The organism is Sutcliffiella horikoshii (assembly GCF_019931755.1).
In the GTDB taxonomy this organism is placed as follows: domain Bacteria; phylum Bacillota; class Bacilli; order Bacillales; family Bacillaceae_I; genus Sutcliffiella_A; species Sutcliffiella_A horikoshii_E.
Genome location: NZ_CP082921.1, coordinates 62,847 through 80,329, shown reverse-complemented (window position 1 = coordinate 80,329; position 17,483 = coordinate 62,847). Strand labels below are relative to the sequence as shown.

At 35.3% G+C, this 17,483-nt stretch carries 22 protein-coding genes; 20 read left to right on the top strand and 2 right to left on the bottom strand.

From position 1 onward, the window contains the following. The first annotated feature begins 14 nt into the window (after positions 1 to 14). The 17 genes from K7887_RS22565 (at position 15) to K7887_RS22495 (ending at position 13,391) form a co-directional block, all read left to right on the top strand. On the top strand, positions 15 to 893 hold the full coding sequence (locus K7887_RS22565; protein ID WP_223494042.1) for a hypothetical protein: 879 nt from the start codon (positions 15 to 17) through the stop codon (positions 891 to 893). A 15-nt stretch (positions 894 to 908) separates the two neighbouring features. Then, the gene (locus tag K7887_RS23010) at positions 909 to 1,043 is read left to right on the top strand and encodes a hypothetical protein (protein ID WP_263290369.1); all 135 of its coding nucleotides are present in this window, start codon (positions 909 to 911) and stop codon (positions 1,041 to 1,043) included. A gap of 52 nt (positions 1,044 to 1,095) precedes the next feature. Continuing rightward, positions 1,096 to 1,251 carry a hypothetical protein gene (locus K7887_RS22560; RefSeq protein WP_223494041.1) on the top strand — a complete coding sequence of 52 codons (156 nt, stop codon included), beginning with the start codon at positions 1,096 to 1,098 and terminating at the stop codon, positions 1,249 to 1,251. Positions 1,252 to 1,262: 11 nt separating this feature from the next. Beyond that, positions 1,263 to 1,412 carry a hypothetical protein gene (locus K7887_RS22555; protein ID WP_223494040.1) on the top strand — a complete coding sequence of 50 codons (150 nt, stop codon included), beginning with the start codon at positions 1,263 to 1,265 and terminating at the stop codon, positions 1,410 to 1,412. Positions 1,413 to 1,427: 15 nt separating this feature from the next. After that, a complete protein-coding gene (locus K7887_RS22550) occupies positions 1,428 to 1,604 on the top strand; it encodes a hypothetical protein (RefSeq protein WP_223494039.1) in 177 nt (58 codons plus the stop codon). A 38-nt stretch (positions 1,605 to 1,642) separates the two neighbouring features. Then, positions 1,643 to 1,819, top strand: a complete 177-nt coding sequence (locus K7887_RS22545) for a hypothetical protein (protein ID WP_223494038.1) — start codon at positions 1,643 to 1,645, stop codon at positions 1,817 to 1,819. Between the two features lie 19 nt (positions 1,820 to 1,838). Then, positions 1,839 to 2,216, top strand: coding sequence for a hypothetical protein (locus K7887_RS22540; protein ID WP_223494037.1), 378 nt, complete (start codon positions 1,839 to 1,841; stop codon positions 2,214 to 2,216). A 20-nt stretch (positions 2,217 to 2,236) separates the two neighbouring features. Continuing rightward, on the top strand, positions 2,237 to 2,725 hold the full coding sequence (locus K7887_RS22535) for a peptidase M23 (RefSeq protein WP_223494036.1): 489 nt from the start codon (positions 2,237 to 2,239) through the stop codon (positions 2,723 to 2,725). 297 nt (positions 2,726 to 3,022) lie between these two features. After that, entirely contained in the window at positions 3,023 to 3,982 is a 960-nt protein-coding gene (locus K7887_RS22530; RefSeq protein WP_223494035.1) for a hypothetical protein, read from the top strand. Position 3,983: 1 nt separating this feature from the next. Then, complete coding sequence (locus K7887_RS22525) at positions 3,984 to 8,240, top strand: PKD domain-containing protein (protein WP_223494034.1); 4,257 nt, start codon at positions 3,984 to 3,986, stop codon at positions 8,238 to 8,240. A gap of 320 nt (positions 8,241 to 8,560) precedes the next feature. Continuing rightward, positions 8,561 to 8,899 (top strand): hypothetical protein, encoded by a 339-nt coding sequence (locus K7887_RS22520; protein WP_223494033.1) that lies wholly within the window; start codon positions 8,561 to 8,563, stop codon positions 8,897 to 8,899. A 322-nt stretch (positions 8,900 to 9,221) separates the two neighbouring features. Further along, positions 9,222 to 9,761: a hypothetical protein gene (locus K7887_RS22515; RefSeq protein ID WP_223494032.1), complete on the top strand. Its 540-nt coding sequence runs from the start codon at positions 9,222 to 9,224 to the stop codon at positions 9,759 to 9,761. After that, positions 9,758 to 10,162, top strand: a complete 405-nt coding sequence (locus K7887_RS22510; RefSeq protein ID WP_223494031.1) for a hypothetical protein — start codon at positions 9,758 to 9,760, stop codon at positions 10,160 to 10,162. The genes K7887_RS22515 and K7887_RS22510 overlap by 4 nt, the downstream gene beginning before the upstream one ends. Before the next feature lie 31 nt (positions 10,163 to 10,193). After that, a complete protein-coding gene (locus K7887_RS23005) occupies positions 10,194 to 10,328 on the top strand; it encodes a hypothetical protein (protein ID WP_263290368.1) in 135 nt (44 codons plus the stop codon). Positions 10,329 to 10,342: 14 nt separating this feature from the next. Then, positions 10,343 to 10,537, top strand: coding sequence for a hypothetical protein (locus K7887_RS22505; RefSeq protein ID WP_223494030.1), 195 nt, complete (start codon positions 10,343 to 10,345; stop codon positions 10,535 to 10,537). A gap of 83 nt (positions 10,538 to 10,620) precedes the next feature. Beyond that, positions 10,621 to 11,580 (top strand): hypothetical protein, encoded by a 960-nt coding sequence (locus K7887_RS22500; protein ID WP_223494029.1) that lies wholly within the window; start codon positions 10,621 to 10,623, stop codon positions 11,578 to 11,580. A gap of 56 nt (positions 11,581 to 11,636) precedes the next feature. After that, entirely contained in the window at positions 11,637 to 13,391 is a 1,755-nt protein-coding gene (locus tag K7887_RS22495) for a phosphoadenosine phosphosulfate reductase domain-containing protein (protein WP_223494028.1), read from the top strand. A gap of 120 nt (positions 13,392 to 13,511) precedes the next feature. Here the strand turns inward: K7887_RS22495 and K7887_RS22490 are convergent, their stop codons facing one another. Together K7887_RS22490 and K7887_RS22485 are read right to left on the bottom strand one after the other, a co-directional pair. Further along, on the bottom strand, positions 13,512 to 14,849 hold the full coding sequence (locus K7887_RS22490; RefSeq protein ID WP_223494027.1) for an IS1182 family transposase: 1,338 nt from the start codon (positions 14,847 to 14,849) through the stop codon (positions 13,512 to 13,514). Between the two features lie 105 nt (positions 14,850 to 14,954). Beyond that, entirely contained in the window at positions 14,955 to 15,182 is a 228-nt protein-coding gene (locus K7887_RS22485) for a hypothetical protein (RefSeq protein WP_223494026.1), read from the bottom strand. A gap of 165 nt (positions 15,183 to 15,347) precedes the next feature. On the opposite strand from K7887_RS22485, the gene K7887_RS22480 reads away from it, so the two are divergent. The 3 genes from K7887_RS22480 to K7887_RS22470 all read left to right on the top strand — a co-directional run bounded on the left by K7887_RS22480 (position 15,348) and on the right by K7887_RS22470 (position 17,423). Next, a complete protein-coding gene (locus K7887_RS22480) occupies positions 15,348 to 16,322 on the top strand; it encodes an FRG domain-containing protein (RefSeq protein WP_223494025.1) in 975 nt (324 codons plus the stop codon). 214 nt (positions 16,323 to 16,536) lie between these two features. After that, the gene (locus K7887_RS22475) at positions 16,537 to 16,884 is read left to right on the top strand and encodes a DUF6018 family natural product bioysynthesis protein (RefSeq protein WP_223494024.1); all 348 of its coding nucleotides are present in this window, start codon (positions 16,537 to 16,539) and stop codon (positions 16,882 to 16,884) included. Positions 16,885 to 16,949: 65 nt separating this feature from the next. Then, the gene (locus K7887_RS22470; RefSeq protein ID WP_223494023.1) at positions 16,950 to 17,423 is read left to right on the top strand and encodes a single-stranded DNA-binding protein; all 474 of its coding nucleotides are present in this window, start codon (positions 16,950 to 16,952) and stop codon (positions 17,421 to 17,423) included. Positions 17,424 to 17,483 lie beyond the last annotated feature (60 nt).

Sequence of the window (17,483 nt, the reverse complement as noted above, 5' to 3'; positions counted from 1 at the left end):
ATAAGTTCCTTCCGATGATTATATACTTCTTTGGGATAGTAGGAGCAATAGGTTCTGGATTATTAGTTTACCTTGGACTCTCTTCTAGGAAGGAACGGCTACATTACCGCTTGAGATTTAAGCAAGCTCTTAAAGAGCAGCAAGAACAAATCATTTTTAAGTCTGAAGAAAGTAAGCTTGAAACTATATTTAAAGATGCAGGCTATCCTTTAGGAATTAATGCTATTAAATGGCATCTATTTAGTTACAGTTTACTAGTTTTGTTATCACTAAATTACATCATATATCCAGTTCTTTTTAAAGGAGATTTCTCAGCTTTTAGTATTTTAGGTATTATGGCCGTCATGTTTGGAATATCACCTAATTTCCCATTCTCACTTACCTCATTTATTTTGAAACGGTGGATTGAATACAAGAAGGCAAAGAAAAATGCTGAGTTATTCTCCCTTTACGATATGTTAATTAGTGAAATTCAAATGATGAATTCAACCAGGATTAACGCCTATAACCTTCTGAAAGGTTTAAAACCATATTTCTCTGAGATCAACGGAGAGCTCAATAGACTTCTTATTAACTGGAATTCAGATAAGGGACCTGCACACGCATTAGAGATTTTTGCTAAGGAATTAAACACACCTGAAGCTGAATCCCTAATAACGGTGTTAAAAACTTTTGATGAGAATAAGAGAGAAACTATTCTTCAGTCACTCAGAGGAATGGAGGACACCTTTATAAACTCTCAAATTGAAAATTATAGGAGGAAAAGAAAGTTATATGTGGATCTAGGAAATCTACCTATAAAGGCAACCCACTTTTTAGTCCTTTTAAATTTCGTCGTTGTAATAGTTTATATGGTTTCGTTCATCATGAGTGAATCAAGATTCAGTCTGTAGAAAGGGAGGGAGTATATGAATGAGTCAATTGCGACTTTTATGAAGTTAGCTCTGGTTTCAGTTGTAGTGGTTGCCCTGTTGTGGAATAAGTTAGCTCCTATGATGGGGGAAATAGCCGATGATGTAGCAGAGTATGTTGATAACAGTTAAGCTGTGCTCCCAGGTAGATAGACCAACCCATTATTTTTAAGGAGGTGACACGTTGAATACGTCTATATCGACATTTATGAAGGTAGCACTAACTGTAACAGTGATCGTGGCCTGCCTCTTCATGGTCGGTTATAAATTAGTAGATGATGAAACTGACGCTTATAAAGATATTGTTGAAGCTCAGAAGAGTCATGAAATTTTTGATTGAGGTGTTAAAGTATGGGATCCTCATTAGTTCAGTTTATGAAACTAGCATTTTTGGTGGTTGCAATTTTTAGCTTCATCATAGGCATTACATATATGACACTAACAAATGTGAATAAAGAACACCATGAAAAGCTAAATAAATATCAAATTCAATTAAATTAGGGGGGACATTTAGAAATGAATTCAAGTATTTCAACGTTTATGAAAGTGGCTTTGACAGTAACAATGATCGTAGGACTGTTATTTATGGTTGGTTACACACTAGTAGATGGAGAAGTTGCAAATTATAAGAGTGTAATTGAGAGTAATGACAATCATGGTTTAAGTACTGGAAGTTCAGAAAATCGTAACTAGCAGCATTATATTAAATATAAAACTCAGGAGGAAATAAGATGAATTCAAGTATTTCAACGTTTATGAAAGTGGCTTTGACAGTAACAATGATCGTAGGACTGTTATTTATGGTTGGTTATACACTGGTAGATGGAGAAGTTGCTAATTACAAAGGTGATATTGAAAGCACAGATAACCACGGTTTAAAGACGGGTACTTCCAATCCCCGAAACTGATGAAAGTTGATGTTGTACTATGAGTGAGGTACTTGCAAAATGGATGATGATTTTCATTGCTATAACCATAATATTCACTCCGCTCCTTGCTTATACAGATTCATTACACAGAGAAGCGGTAGATACAGTCTTACACCAATCAATGAAGCAGGCAAGCTTGAAAGGGCAGTTTACTAGCAATATTGTAGACGAGATTAAAGATACACTTGAAAAAGATTATAACTTTGACCGCTCGAAAATTGAGATTGAAGCCACGACTACTTTAACAAGTCGTGGCGGCTATCTTGAATGCACTATAACTGTTCCGAGAGGGCCAATATTTGTCTTAGACATTTTCAACCAAGGTCCTAAGAAAATTGAAAGAACTGCTAAGATAATGTCTGAGTATGCTGGATAGTATTAGGAGGAAGTAGTTGTATGTCTTCGCTATTAAGAGGTTTGGCGTTAGTTACCATGTGGGCAGGTATTATGGTCATGCAATTTAACTTTGACCTCGATATGTCTACTACACGAAAGCTCAAAAATGGTTTGGAGCTTGCTGTACATGATGCAGCTTTAGCACTTAATCAACAAGAATTGGGCCAAGGAAGAATTGTTTTTGATCAAGCTACCGCATTTGATAATATCAATAAATCTCTACAAGACAATCTACAACTTGATGGATTGCATAAACCACTTCCTAATACCTTTTTTCACAATCAAGTAAGGGTTCTACACGTAGAGTTTATTGATGATTATAGTGGTGTAGAGTTTCCGATGAATTATTCAAACAGTACTTTTAATGTGTTAGAAACGATCCATGGTCCAGGAATTATAATCATAGCAGAAACTGAGTCCCCAAGGTTTTTTAGAGGAGATAGTATGAAAATACGACAGGCTGTAGTGTATGAATACTATAGAAGATAGTGATAGAATACATTTCCTTTAAAGAGAATATTTGATAGATTCTAAAGATGAAAAATAGTATAATAAAAGTATCAAGTATTTTTATTAACTTTTCGTGGCAATCTCTTTGATTAGCCGGAGTCCATCAAATACAACGGTCTTTGGGGTCGTAGGTCAACTTTACAAATTAGTATTTTCTAATTTGTAAGTTTCTACTTCACCTAAAGGCCGTTTTTTGTGTCTTGGATTTCGATTAAATGTATTAATTACTTAAGAAGAGTTGGCTTACCACGATATAAAAACTAGGAGGAGATCTTTATGAAGAATCTATCAAAGAAATTACTGAGTTTACTATTACTTGGAGCAATATTTATTATTGCTTTACCAGAGGTAGGACATGCAGATGTCCCTAAATGTTCCATGACAATTGAGTCAAATAAGCATACTAGCAGTAATCCGGCCAGACCAAATGGTGTATGTGGAGAGAAAGAGTATGTGTGGGGATTTTATGATTCTAGTTTAAATGAATTCATTCTTCAGGGTTTTATTAATGGTTATGCTACAAACGGAAAGGTGTACGAACTTCCTTTAGGAGGCCAGTATTCTCATGCAGAGCTCACAGTTTATACAGTTAAAGTTACTGAACCTAAACCAGAGCCGAAGCCTGAACCAAAACCTGAACCAAAGCCAGAGCCAAAGCCAGAGCCAAAGCCAGAGCCGAAGCCTGAACCAAAGCCAGAGCCAAAGCCAGAGCCGAAGCCTGAACCAAAGCCAGAGCCAAAGCCTGAACCAAAGCCAGAGCCAAAAGAAGAGCCGAAAAGCACCTCCTCTTCTACCACAACTTCAACTAGTTCAAGTACTAGCAATAAAATTAGTACTAGCAGTAATTCAACTACAACTACATCGTCTAGTCAGTCTTCTAATGTGAAAAACCAGGTTGCATCGACCAGTTCAACTAAAACAGAAACAACTAATAGTAATACCGATAAAGATAACAAAGTAGAAAAAAATGAAAAAAGTATAGAGGAAGATAAAAAGGATCAGGAAGTTAAACAAGTTATAGCAAATGATAAATCTGATTCCGTCATGAAAGAAAATGAAGATAAGCCTGAAAGTGACAATAAGGTTAGTCGTATTTCTCAGGAAGAAGAGCTTGCTGCTAATTTGGAAGAAAGTAATAAAAAAGGTCCTTCGACACTTCTTATAATACTATTTTCAACATTATTTATCGTTTCATTAGTTTTAGGTGGGTGGTTGATAAAACGAAAGGTGGCATGACGTGAAGAAAATTGCAAGAATTTTCTTGGCGGGTTTAATTATCTTTGCCATCGGGTTAACGTCCAATGAGGAGGTAGCTTTCGCTGCTTCCTCTCCTTATGATGTACCGTCAAGTGTCAGAAATGGTTGGGACGATAGACCCGGTGGTAAAACTTTTAATATGACAACCGGTCGTAAATTAGTTTATGACGTTTATTCAAATAAATATATTAATGGTGGATTTCAAGTAGTCAATCGGAATTTCAGCCAAGGACATGGGAATCAACCGTATTTAAATTTTAGAGGTTGGGCAGTTCTATTCGGGCATAAAAGACACACCTCTTCAAACCACGATACGTATATAGTCGCTCAAAAAACAGGTAGTAGCGAAACAAAAATTTATTCCACTATACCTATCAATCTATCAGCAACTAAAGAGTTGGAATATAACAGCCAAGGTCCAACTGGCCTTTATAATGAATGTTCTTCCAATGCTACCAACAAGGATAATATTGAATGTAATATGCAATATAATAATGTAGGTTTTGATGCCTATATTCCTTTAAATGAGTTGTTCCAAAATAATAGAGACAACGTATCATGGCGCCTCTATATCGTTAAGAAAGTTGATAGTCAAATTGTTTACTCTCAGTTAATTTTACCGTTTGAATTTAGTGATCGCTCGTTTAATACAGGAAAAATTGATCTAACAAGTGGTATAAACGCAAGTAACCTTATTATGAATGATTATCCTGTTATTAGAAGGACTCAAGCTAAGCAAACGGGTGTTTCTGGTCATGATTTAGGTTACTTCCAAGAAAATCGGACGTATAAAAGAATAGATGCTAATGAAACAGGAACTTCTGTTTGGTATGGTGTACAAAGTCCTCATGATAATAACAATAAAAGATGGGCAAATACAGCGTACTGGACCTTTGGTGGAGACCAAGCGGTAATTAAGTTTACTCCAGAGGATACCAACCCAGAGCATAAAGAACACGCTATAACAAACCATCGTTATAAAAACGGAAATGATTATTGGGCTCAACCTAATGATAAAGTTAATATTCGCCTAAGAGGGTTTGATAACGATTCTTTACTTGAAAGAACCTCAATGACTTTAAGTGGTAGTGCAACAGCTAGAGTTAGACACAGTTATAATAATGGGAATAATAACTTTGATTACTACACCCAGACCTCAAGTATTGATGCTTTTTCTGGGCAAAGGACCTATGAATCTAGCACTCAGAAAACGCGAGAAGCAACATTCCAGGTTGCGGGAAAAACACATGCTCATTCCTATGACATTAGCGCCTGGCACCAAAATAATGTAGGCAACAACACCGGATGGGTTACAACAAATTTAAAGCTCCGAATAGATGGTGTTGCACCTACCCACACTTCAAACAGTGTTCTCAATGCCAGGTACGTAAATGGCTCAGATTATTGGGTACAGCCTAATGACACTTTAAGTGTAAGACTTAGACAAAATGACCCTCACTCGGGTAATAGATTACAATACTTGAGATTATATGGAAATGGTCAAGATGTTCGTAGCTTGCATACATTTCATGGATCCACAACATACAATGAAAAAACCTGGACTGGTGATCATGTATCTATTGATTCAGCATTAAGAGAAGAGAATACAGCCCATGGTAGAGTGTTGTGGGATGTAACTCCTAAAACACATGGTCATTCATATGATGTTCGATATTATTTCGAAGATAATGCTAGAAATACTTCTGGAGCCTATACTTCTACCGGAAAAAATATAAGAGTTGATGGCGTAGCGCCTCTCCTAGTAAGTGAAACGATTACTAACCACAGATATAAAAACGGAAACGATTACTGGATTCGTCCTAACGATACAGTACAGGTAAGTATTAGAGGTAGAGATCTCGACTCTGGCCTAAAGGATACCAGGTTAAGTACAGGAAACGGCTCTGATCGCAATATATCCGTTCATAGTTGGAATGGTACAGCTACAAATATATCGCACACTCATAATAGTGATAATTTTACTGTATCATCTCCAAATAGGACCTACTCAAGTGGAAACATAAGAGAAGTTACCTTTGACGTAAAAGGGAATACAAACAGAGCAAGTCACGAAATTAGGCATCGTTTTGCTGATAACGTTGATAATATCTCTGCAGGAGACACTCATGGTTGGAGTGTTGCTCAAAAGTATCTTAAAGTTGATGGTGACGCTCCAACAGCAACCTTTACAAATACACAAAACACAACTATTAGAATTAACACAAGTGATATTGGGTCAGGTGTCAAGAGTCTCCGCTACAGAACATCTAATAACAACGGTCAAAACTATACAAGTTGGACAAGTTGGGTTAATCAAACTAATACAGATATAGTTTTATCTAATCACGGTGAACATAGAATCCAGGTGGAAATCCAAGATAATGTAGGTAATATTGGTTCTTCTACCTCCAACATGTTTAAGTTTAATAACCCTCCAAAAGCTGATTTTGTATGGAGTCCTGCTAATGTTTATAACAATACAACTGTTCTATTTGATAACAGGTCAACAGATCCAGAAGGAGATATTTTAACTAACCAGTGGTCTTATCAGGAGCCCAATTCAACTACTTGGGTGAATTTTTCTACAGTAAAGGACCCTTCTAGAATTTTTAATATAAAGGGAACATGGAAGGTTCGCTTAACAGTAAATGATGGAGAATTCTCTGATAGTGTTACAAAGAATTTAATCGTACAAAATAGAGCACCAGTAGCTAACTTTACCTATAGTCCAACCACTATCTATAACAATACGAATATCACATTCACAAATTCTAGTACAGATGCAGATTCGGATACACTATCATATCAGTGGGCCTATCAAGAACCTCAATCTAATTCCTGGGTTGATTTTTCTACATCGACTAACCCTACTAGAATATTAAATAAACAGGGTGAATGGAAAGTTAGAGTGACCGCCTCTGATGGAACAGCTAGCCATGCAGCTACCAAGACAATCACTGTTAGAAACAGAAACCCAATAGGAGGATTTAATTTTGACAAACCTGATTACTTAACGACGGATGCAATTAAAATTACATCTACTGCAAGTGATCCAGACGGTGATAACTTAACACATCTTTATGAAGTAACTTCGCCCAATAACCAAAAGACTACTTATAATACGGCAAACCCTACTATTACCGACTTAATCAGAGGGACTTATACTGTTAAGCAAACTGTAACTGATCCTTTTGGTGGTGGTGTAACAGTTACAAAGAATGTAGTTGTAAATGAGATAAATCTTAAAGCAACATCTATAGAAATTGTTGATGAGGCTAATAAGCCTGTATCTCATTTGGTAGTTGGTAGAAATTATAAAGCTAAAGTTGTGTATAGTAATACAGGAAACTTAGATATATCAAAGCATAAGATTGGGTTATATGAAGGAAACACTCGATTAACCGATTTAACCGCTAATGCTATAACTAAAGCTTCTAGTTCTACCGTTTACTTGTCATTTACTGCAAGAAATCCTGGTCAGAAAGTCTTCAAAGCCTTTATTGACTATCCGAATGAAATTCTCGAATCTATTGAAACCGATAACGAAGCGCAAGTATCTATGTTTGTAAATACTGAGCCTGTAGGAGGAATTAATCCTGATAAAGAAGAATATTGGATAGAAGATAATATTTGCTTAAGAAGTACAGCTTTTGATCCGGATAATCATAGAATTACGATTCACTATAAAATAATACTTCCAAGCGGAAAAGTGATAGAAAGTAATAATCCGAATTATTGCTGGAAAGTAGAAGAACATGGCAATATTATTGTTGAACAAACGGTCACTGATGAATATGGTGAGGAAGATACAGTTCAAATAATAATCGTAGTAAAAAACCTTTTTATAAAAGGGAAAGTAGACCATACGGATGATTGGTTGAAAATTCACGAAGGTCATGGCCACCCGCCTCATTACTTCTATTCGGGGGAAACAATCATTCTTACAGGTAATACACCTGACGCACCTTCTAAGTATGTAAAAGCAACATTAATCACAGAAGACGTGAATGGCATAGAAATAGAAGAAACAGTAATGTTAAATTCACAATCATTAGAACTTCATATTAATGACTTCTTCAAAGAACATTACATGAATCCTGAATCTGCAATGAAAAAAGGGCCTCTAATGGTGAATTTTGAAGTAGAATTTTATAATGGAGCGGTAAGAAATGATGTAGTATGGATTGAAATAATAGGTTCAACCTATGACGCTTTTGATCTGCATCAATCATTCTAAATATTATCTAAAACTCTCTTTGCTTCGGCAAGAGAGTTTTTTTGTTTATAGGTATAAAGTACTTAATTTTTGTATGCTTAACATACTAAAAGTGTTATAATAATTTTAAGATTATTCCAAAAAAGGAAAATAAGTTATTTCTGTTTATTACCTACAAGATAGGTCAATTGATATTATAAAATTTTATAAATTTACACTATAATATTTGAATTCACCACTTTTCTAAATAAATTCATTTAATCTTAAAATAAGGATTAATTTAGATAAGTGAGGGTATATTAATGATTAGTAAAAATTTATGGATTAGAGAAGGTTGTATTATGATTATGAAAGCGGACCGCAAATTTCATCTAAGAAAACGAACCATTTTATTGGAGGAAGAAGACACTGTTGTGGAGTTACTAACCTTGTTGAAACGAGGCTTCTGGGAAACAGATAGCGACTCTAAGGAAACAGTCGAAACTATCCTTACAGCATCAAGGGAGCGTTTAATCTCAGAATTATCTTCAGTTGAAAAGAAACGGTTAACACTATCTACTATTGATGAAATCGAATTAAATACTATTCAATATAATTATATTATAAATACGTATGATGAAGATACGTTTAAAGAATTGTTAGATACTGAACTCCAATCAACTTTATTTAACTTGAATTAATTGACATTTGCTTCAGTGATGAAGCGATGTCTTTTTTATTTGATTCAACTTTTTATATGTAAAAAAATATACAAATAAGGTATAATTGAAATATTAAGATTTTCTTTATTTTTCAAAGCGTCAGCATTCAGCTCGGCAGCGGATATGAATTTGAGTTGATGGCCTCTGGGTCAAGGTTTAACGAATTTTTAAAAGTTCGTGATTATTAAACCTTGTATCTAGGGGCTTTTTTGCGTTCTGAAAAAATCTTAATAAAAAACTTTTAGAAAGGGTGTTAAGTATGAAAGATTGTAGTAGCTATGGTGAAAGGAAAGTACTCGGTATGTTTAAGTTAACTTGTTTTTCGCCTGTATCTGCAAAAGAGATCGGAAAGTTATTAAAGGGGTTTAGATTTAAGAATATTGCTAACGAATTTGTGTGGGAAGTAGATGGTCATGTTTTCCGGATTGTACCATTTGGACCTCAAGGAAATTCTCAAACGCAATATGGCTACCGTGTGTATTTCAATGGCTCAATTGACGGTGGTCTATACCTGTTCGAATTATCAATGGGGTGTTTAAAATCCACTATCAATGCAGTTGAATATGACATTTCCTTGGAAGAGTGGACTCAAGATGACTGGATTACAGACCTATTGAAAAGACCTTCCTATAAGCCTCAACAGATAAGAGGGATTTTCTCTAAAGGAAATGTAAATGTTATATGTTTGCCTAACAATATTGTAAATCTGCAGCTGCGAAAAAAGCATTCAAAAGCCTTTAAGTTAATTGAATTACTTAAGGAAGTAGAGAGTATTAAAGAAGAGTTAGAACCCGTTGAATTCGATTTATTTTCTACGTTTGAGGAGGTAGTAGCTATATGAAATATGAATTTCATACTTCTAAGTCCTGTTTCCTCGTAGATAATAATCGGTTATTTAAAGATGGTGATTTAATTGCAGAAGGAATTATATTTCCTTTTCAAGTCTTACTTGGGTTGCCAGCTATTCTTATCGTATCTCATTCGGAGTATTGTCCACCGCAGTTTCTAAAAACAGATACCATCACCTCTGTACTAGCAGCAAATGAATACCTAGACGGCGAAACTGCAAAAAAGTACTTATTTGAAATTTCATATAAGTTTAGAGCTGACCAACGTGATCAATTATTGCACTTTTTAATACCTGGAGTGGATACAGAACATGCCAAAAGCATATTCGCTCATTTTCTTCCTGAAGCTGTTATAGAAAAAATTACTCAGCAGACAGGTAAATCTGTAGCATGAATTTCACAAAAAGAGAAGGTGTGTGAGGTTGATGAAAGATATCTCGAAAATCTATAAAAAGCTTATCTCTACAGATGATGAATACAAGAAATTTATCATAGTAGATAAACTAGATCCTCACACCGCTAAGAGAGTACTAATGAGCTTCGTACTAAACAAGAAATAACAGGGAGAATACTTATGTTTCAAGAAAAAGATGAGTATCTTTTAAAAGGATACCTTATTAATCAAAGTGGTTATGTAAAAGAAACAGTTACTTTTCCTATGGAAGAGTATGAGACTTTTATCCAAAAGAATAACAGAGTTCCAAGGCTGATTGTTTGTGATATGCAAGGTAAATTAGTTACAGACACGGCTACTAGTGTATCTGGATAATAACTTCATATATCCCTTTCTAGTAGGGAGTAATTATTTCTTGCTCCCTCTAATACTAGATAGGGAGCTATGGAGGTAGAAAAATGGAGAAGAGTTGTGAAAACTGCAAGTTTAATATGCAGCAACCAAATTTTGATTTAAAGCTTTGTAAGAAATGCTCAAGAACAGATAGAGCTTTCTTTGAACCAATCAAAGAGTTAGAGGAGCCAATTCCGACAGCTGCCACTCTGATGGAAAGCTTACTAAGAGATGGAACGTATCTTTCTTTAAAGCAGCTTAAAAATCAATTGGATGCATTAAAAAAAGAAGTGCGGTACCGATTGAAGGACAGTGAAGTTAACAGGCATGAATATGAGAAATATAATGTCGTTGCAAAATTCGTCCGCAAACCTATTACCCAAGTCGATAATCAGGGTTTAATAGAGAACCTCTTTTGTTTTCTACAAGATAAAATTGTGTGTAGTGTGATCAGATTAGATACTACGTTAATAAAAAAAGAGATACCTGAAGAACTTGTAGCATTAAAGGAGTTTGAACACCCATCTACTTATTATGTCAAACCCAGTTTTAACAAAAAGGGAAAGGAACTTCTAAGAATAGAGGGTGACTATCCGCTAGGAGAATTGAATATAAACCAACTTGTAAAAAGGTTTATTCCGCTCCAAGAACGATTAAAGAATTTAGAAGAGCTTTATGAATCACAAAAAAAGACTATGAGCAATTGTGAGGCCTTGAAAGCAAATAATAAACTAAAGCATGAATTCGGATCCATTTCTTTAATTGCTAACCGTCCTGCTTACAATATGGATAAGATTTTAGAAGTTTATGGTGAAGATTTCTTGATACAGTATGCTGCACCAGATAGTGTCGCTTTGCAGTCACTAATAGATAGAAGGATACTACCAAAATCTGAAGTGGAGCGATTTCAAATAATTATGGATTACCGGTTAGATTTTATGATGATGAATCTGGAAGTGGAGAGAAAAATAACTTCTCAATTCCAGCAAATAGCTATTCAAAAATCACTAAGTTTATTTGGATAAAGAGAGATGAGACTTTTCCGTGAAAAGTCTCTTTTTTTATTAAAGGAGGAAAATCAATGTCCAGTTTTTATGAACCTTTTCAAAAAATTAAAGAAGAGATGAAAGATTTGTACTTAAGAGATAATAAAGAAATTGTATTGGCCACAAGTTTTGGAAAAGATTCCACCATGGTATTATTGTTATTTTGGGAAATGCTACTTTCTTTAGCACCAAGCGATAGACATAAAAAAGTTCACGTTATTACATCTAATACAGAAGTTGAAACACCAGACATGCACGGATATTTAGTGGAGTCTATTGAGAAACTAAACAAGGTGGCAACATCTTCCAATTTACCAGTGATAGGGAATATAGCAGTTCCAAATTTAAAAGATAACTATTGGGTCAACATACTCGGGAAAGGAAACCCTCCTGTTTCACCTAATAGTAGATACAGATGGTGCTCCAGCAAGCTAAAGATAAACGCTGTAGATCAAATTATGAAAGCTGTAATTGCAGGCGGTATGATCTCCTTAGGGGAAGAGTACGATATTATCCTGGCTATGGGAGTAAGAATGCAAGAATCTATCGCGAGAAATGCATCTATAAAGAAAAATCAACTAGATGGAGATGTAGGGAAATTTGCCAACCATAGTTCATATAAAAATGTATTGGTTTATCACCCAATAAAGCATTTGTCTGGAGATCAATTATGGGCGTATATTGATGACTATGAATACTTTCCTTGGGGAACGAGTGTGGCTCAATTGAGACACTTCTATCCAGAGGATATTTTTGAATGTTCTTTAAAGACAGACGGGCAAGGAAACAGCTGCGGAAATGGTAGGAACGGTTGTTGGACTTGTACCGCTGTCTCTGAGGATAAAATGCTTAAAAACTTGGTTCAAAAAAATTCATCGTTAACACCGCTTCTAGAATACAAAAATATTTTAGCACAAATACGAAATGATGCAAGATACCGTATGCCTGTTAAAAGAATAGAATTGAAAAGAACAAATAAACGTATGCAACAACTGGGTAATTCAGATAATCAATTAGATTTATTAGGAGATGGATTCCTTAAATCTAATGAAGAGTCAGTTCATGACCGTATTCGTACAACAGAATATGAGGGTTTCGATAGAGCGGAAGAAGTAGAATATAACCCTGGTTCCTTAACAATTGAAGCAAGGGTGTTCTTATTAAGAAAGCTACTATACATTCAAGAAAAGACAGGATTCAATCTTATTCCTAAAGAAATTGTAAAGTATATTCAAAGCATATGGAGAGAAGAGGGATATTCAATACTTAATATATCCCCGCTTAACTGGCAATATGATGGCCCGGTTGTTTATGATAAATTCGGGATAATGAAAAAGGAAGAGACCTTAAACCCTTATCCTCAGTTTTGGGTGCATCAAGATTTCGATTTAGGCAGAGACGAACTAATAAAATATATAGAAAACCGTGTAAAAGATACAGGTAAGTCGTACTTTTTTTACGTAGATCATCATGATATGGGAGAGGAAGAACAATTCGTCTGGAATGTAGGTTATTTTCTTGTTTGTGATAAAGATATACATACCTATGAGGAAGCTCTAAAAAGTGTCTCAGAATGGCTTTATGAGCCTCCTAAGATAGAAGAGATGGATTATTGGGAAGCTTTCGCTAAAAAGTATGAAGAGGCTGCAATAGAGCTTAGTAAAAGTCCCCATTATAATGTTAAGTTAATGGAGCAAATAAATAAGGTCCTTACTACATTAGGAAGAGACCCTTATCCTATAAACAGCAAAATAGAATCATATCAACTGGATTTATTTCAGGTTTCCTAATATTTAAAGCACCTGTCTTTTTAGACAAGTGCTTTCAGACCGTAGACAAACCCCTATTTCAGCTGAAGCTGAAATAGGGGTTTCGTTGTTTTAAGGTATTTTGCTTGGAAGCGCTAGGGCTTACCAGGCCCAACTAGCAAGTTTTTTAAGATTCATGGCAGCGAAAGTTAGCATCGCCTGCATGGCCACTTTTTTCAGTCCCCTGAGAGTGGTCCAACGCATACCATGCTTTTCTTTTGCATCCGCAAAGGCACGTTCTACCGTTTCTTTGCGTTTCGCGTACAATTGCTTATTTGTTTGGGTATGCCTTAGATGGTTTGCCTCATCTAGGTCATCTTCCCAAATATGTCGATGTATCATCTTGGTAGTATTTTGGCTTTGTGTGCAAGTTTGGAGTAAAGGGCAATTTTTACAGATTGACGGGTTAGATGCGTACTGTCTATAGCCATCTCTAGTGGTTGTGCGATAAGAGAGTATTTGGTCCTTCGGACAAATATAACAGTCATAATGTTCATCGTAGGTATACTCATACTTTTTCATGTATCCATCTTTGGTTCGGGGGCGAGTGTAAGGCATCACGGGCCGAATTTCTTCTTTAAGTAAATAATGGGCAATTGGCGGCGTTTTATATCCAGCATCCACCGCAACAGCAGTGGGTTTTCCGACTTTCTCTTTCACTTCATTTACGAGAGATTCTAGCATGCGACTATCATGAACATTGGCTCCTGTAACTTGAGTAGCAAGAATAAAACCTTTTGAGTCACAAGCAGTGTGAAAGGAGTAGGCGAACTGTTTTTCCCGTTCATCTTTTACATAATAGCCACTTTCCGGATCTGTAGTGCTTACTTTAATCTCTTTTGTTTCATTCTTTGTCTGAGGGGTGAAAGGCTTTTTTCCATGAGCTACTCTGTCTTCGTTTATTTCCTTATCCAATTGTTCTTGATAACACCTTGTTTCTACATTCACGACTTCTTTAGTAAATTTCTTTTTATTGGCGTTAGCTTTAACATGAGTCGAATCGATAAAGGCTACAGATGGATCTACAAACCCTTTTTTCATTGCTTCCTTTAAGATGTGGTAGAAGATACTTTCAAAGATTTCCGTATCTTTGAAACGGCGGGTATAGTTCTTACCGAAGGTAGAAAAATGAGGAATTGGTTGGTCAAAGTCAAAACCTAAGAACCAACGGTACGCCACATTGGTTTCTATCTCGCGGATTGTTTGTCGCATAGATCGAATACCAAATAAATACTGAATGAACACCATCTTAATTAAGACAACAGGGTCAATACTTGGCCGTCCATTGTCTATAGAATATTTATCTTCCACTAAATCATAAATAAAGTTAAAGTCCATAGCCTTTTCAATCTTACGTACAAGGTGGTTCTCAGGAACAATTTGATCAAGAGCTATCATGGAAACTTGATAGCGCCCTTCCATCGATTGTTTCGATAACATCTCTAACACCCCTCAAACAGACTGTACTTTATTTATTCGACAAAAAAAGCTTGTAGACCTGCCTAGTAACTAGACTTTGTCTACAAGCTGAAAGCACCTGTCTTTTTAGACAAGTGCTTTTTGTTTTGTGTGAAAATATACTAATCTTTCTATGTTAATGACATTGAATTCTAGAGAATCTTCATTACTTGGACGCAACTGACCTATCCATATTACGTGCTCTTCTTCATCGGTTACTAAATATCCTAAAGCAGTATCTATCGCTTCTTGTCTTGTTTGATATGTGTCAAAACACCAATCGTTTCCTGTTAAAGAATACGTCCAATTCTCCATCTACTATTCCCTCCAAGTTAAAGTATTTGCTATTATTTATGTTTGTTTTTAAAGAGTTATTACTAAATTGCGCCCAAAATACATATCTTCTATAAATTCAATTGTAATGGTAAGGTGAAAATAAAACTTACTACATACATTAGTAACTATATAGGAGTGGATTTTATGCAAGAAGATATAGATTTCAAAAAACATACTGTTAAAAGTTTAGAGGATTATTTAAAAGTGATAAAAAAAATAAAGGAAGATGAAGGAATGACTTGGTTTCGGGGTCAATCCAATGCTAATCATAGATTAACTCCATCTGCAATGAGACACCGTTACACTATCGCTGATCAGTTTGGAAGAAAAGTAAAAGATCCGTTTTTAGAACGCGGGAGAGGTGAAACGGTTGCCTTTCTCCCTTTCCAATCCATGCTAGAAAAATTTAAACAAATGGCTAAACAATATTTAGGAAGTTATTTAAGAGTAGAACCAAAAAATGATATAGAGTGGTTGTTCTTAGCACAACATTATGGTGTGCCTACACCGTTGTTAGATTGGACAACAGATCCATTAATTGCCCTATTTTTTGCAACACAAAATAATATAACTTCAGAAATGGTTATCCCTTCAGAAGAAGCCATTGATGATTATAAAGTCAATTCCTTTAGTCAATTTGGAGCAGCGGTTTTTGCAATGAATCCTTACAAAATTAATGCAAAAACTTCAGAACACATTTATGCGGAAAGTGAAGAAACTTTTACAGATGTAATCAATATTGCAGACGAAAAGTATTTTTCTCATTTTAAGGGTTATATTGATGGAGAAAATGGATCTGAATTTAATTTACCATTCTGCATCTTAGGTGGTGAAATTGATAGACGTATCTGTAGACAGTCTGGAAACTTTACTATTCATGGTAGACAAATCGCCCCTCTAGATGAATATAGTATTATTCAGCCAATTTTACATAAAATATTTATACCATATTCTTGTTTTACAACAATTAAAGATTGGCTAGATGTTTTAAACGTTACTGAAGAATCTGTGTATGGTGATCACTACTTACAAAAATCAGTTTCTACTATAGGAATAAGTGCTATAAAGCGCTTTGAACAATCTTTAGAAAGAATGTTAAAAGAAAATAAAGCTATTTAAAAGATGTGTTGTGATTACAACTATTAATTAGTATAATTAACATATATTACTTCTCTCTTTTTTTATTAAGCAACCTTTTAAGGTTAGCGGACCTTATATTTCATAAACGCATGCACTCTTTGGGGTGATTGATCAAACCATTTTGGTTAAACCAATCATTTCTAAAGGGTGCTTTTTTGCGTTTAAAAAACTCTTAGAAAGGGTGTTTATTAACATGGCACAAACATTAGTGGAACTTATCGGAGGAAAGAAAGACGCAGTTACAGAATACTTGGCAAATCGTCCAACTTTGCAAGTGATTACTAGACAAAAGCGTATTAAAGCGGAGATTATCTTCAAGGACGGAGAACGTCGTATTTTCCCTTGTAGAGCAGAAAACCGAGAAAAGGCTGTTGTTGAAGTACTTCACTTTGTGGATTGTATGGAGCGACAGACTGGTCAAACTATCGTGTGGAGCTTCTTAGGGGAGAAAGAATACTATATTGGTAGTAAAAGCCCTGTAAAGCAGAAGCAATCAATTAGAACTAGGCTCTTTGATTACTTTTTTGGTCTAGACGATTAATAATTACGGTTGCTAATAGGTGAAGAGAGAGTAATAAAACTAATATTCTTAGGGAGGAATTATTAATGTCTAGCATCAATACCGTCACTTTAGTTGGCAGATTAACAAAGGAACTAACGTTAAATGAAACTTCGGGAGGTAAACCTGTTACCAATATGATTTTAGCTTGCAAGCGTCATGGTGCTAAGCCTGATCAATCTGGTAAGGTTCCTTCTGATTTTCCATCAGTTGTAATATGGGGAGAATTAGCAAAACACAGTTGTAAGTATTTGGCTCAAGGTGATCTTGCTGGTGTAGTAGGAAGAGTGCAAACCCGTACTTATGAAGATGCAGAAGGTAAAACACAATATGTTACAGAAATTGTAGCGGAACAAGTACAGTTCTTGGCTAAAAGTAAGAAGAACCTTGAAGCTGCAAGCAATTCTAGCAATCATTATGAGCAACATGATAACAATCAATTTCAACGGGAGAACAATAATACTGATAGTGGTTGGGGTTGGTCTTCTTCATCGAATTATGATGATGCACCACCTTATTAATAAGAGAGTTACGATTAGAGTATTTGACCTTGGGGTTAAATGCTCTTTTTATTTTTCATA

Excerpts from the sequence above, each read along its gene's own strand:
- K7887_RS22565 (WP_223494042.1), top strand. The coding sequence starts at position 15 with ATGATTATATACTTCTTTGGGATAGTAGGAGCAATAGGTTCTGGATTA.
- K7887_RS23010 (WP_263290369.1), top strand. The coding sequence starts at position 909 with ATGAATGAGTCAATTGCGACTTTTATGAAGTTAGCTCTGGTTTCAGTT.
- K7887_RS22555 (WP_223494040.1), top strand. The coding sequence starts at position 1,263 with ATGGGATCCTCATTAGTTCAGTTTATGAAACTAGCATTTTTGGTGGTT.
- K7887_RS22550 (WP_223494039.1), top strand. The coding sequence starts at position 1,428 with ATGAATTCAAGTATTTCAACGTTTATGAAAGTGGCTTTGACAGTAACA.
- K7887_RS22545 (WP_223494038.1), top strand. The coding sequence starts at position 1,643 with ATGAATTCAAGTATTTCAACGTTTATGAAAGTGGCTTTGACAGTAACA.
- K7887_RS22540 (WP_223494037.1), top strand. The coding sequence starts at position 1,839 with ATGAGTGAGGTACTTGCAAAATGGATGATGATTTTCATTGCTATAACC.
- K7887_RS22535 (WP_223494036.1), top strand. The coding sequence starts at position 2,237 with ATGTCTTCGCTATTAAGAGGTTTGGCGTTAGTTACCATGTGGGCAGGT.
- K7887_RS22530 (WP_223494035.1), top strand. The coding sequence starts at position 3,023 with ATGAAGAATCTATCAAAGAAATTACTGAGTTTACTATTACTTGGAGCA.
- K7887_RS22520 (WP_223494033.1), top strand. The coding sequence starts at position 8,561 with ATGATTATGAAAGCGGACCGCAAATTTCATCTAAGAAAACGAACCATT.
- K7887_RS22515 (WP_223494032.1), top strand. The coding sequence starts at position 9,222 with ATGTTTAAGTTAACTTGTTTTTCGCCTGTATCTGCAAAAGAGATCGGA.
- K7887_RS22510 (WP_223494031.1), top strand. The coding sequence starts at position 9,758 with ATGAAATATGAATTTCATACTTCTAAGTCCTGTTTCCTCGTAGATAAT.
- K7887_RS23005 (WP_263290368.1), top strand. The coding sequence starts at position 10,194 with ATGAAAGATATCTCGAAAATCTATAAAAAGCTTATCTCTACAGATGAT.
- K7887_RS22505 (WP_223494030.1), top strand. The coding sequence starts at position 10,343 with ATGTTTCAAGAAAAAGATGAGTATCTTTTAAAAGGATACCTTATTAAT.
- K7887_RS22500 (WP_223494029.1), top strand. The coding sequence starts at position 10,621 with ATGGAGAAGAGTTGTGAAAACTGCAAGTTTAATATGCAGCAACCAAAT.
- K7887_RS22495 (WP_223494028.1), top strand. The coding sequence starts at position 11,637 with ATGTCCAGTTTTTATGAACCTTTTCAAAAAATTAAAGAAGAGATGAAA.
- K7887_RS22490 (WP_223494027.1), bottom strand. The coding sequence starts at position 14,849 with ATGTTATCGAAACAATCGATGGAAGGGCGCTATCAAGTTTCCATGATA.
- K7887_RS22485 (WP_223494026.1), bottom strand. The coding sequence starts at position 15,182 with ATGGAGAATTGGACGTATTCTTTAACAGGAAACGATTGGTGTTTTGAC.
- K7887_RS22480 (WP_223494025.1), top strand. The coding sequence starts at position 15,348 with ATGCAAGAAGATATAGATTTCAAAAAACATACTGTTAAAAGTTTAGAG.
- K7887_RS22475 (WP_223494024.1), top strand. The coding sequence starts at position 16,537 with ATGGCACAAACATTAGTGGAACTTATCGGAGGAAAGAAAGACGCAGTT.
- K7887_RS22470 (WP_223494023.1), top strand. The coding sequence starts at position 16,950 with ATGTCTAGCATCAATACCGTCACTTTAGTTGGCAGATTAACAAAGGAA.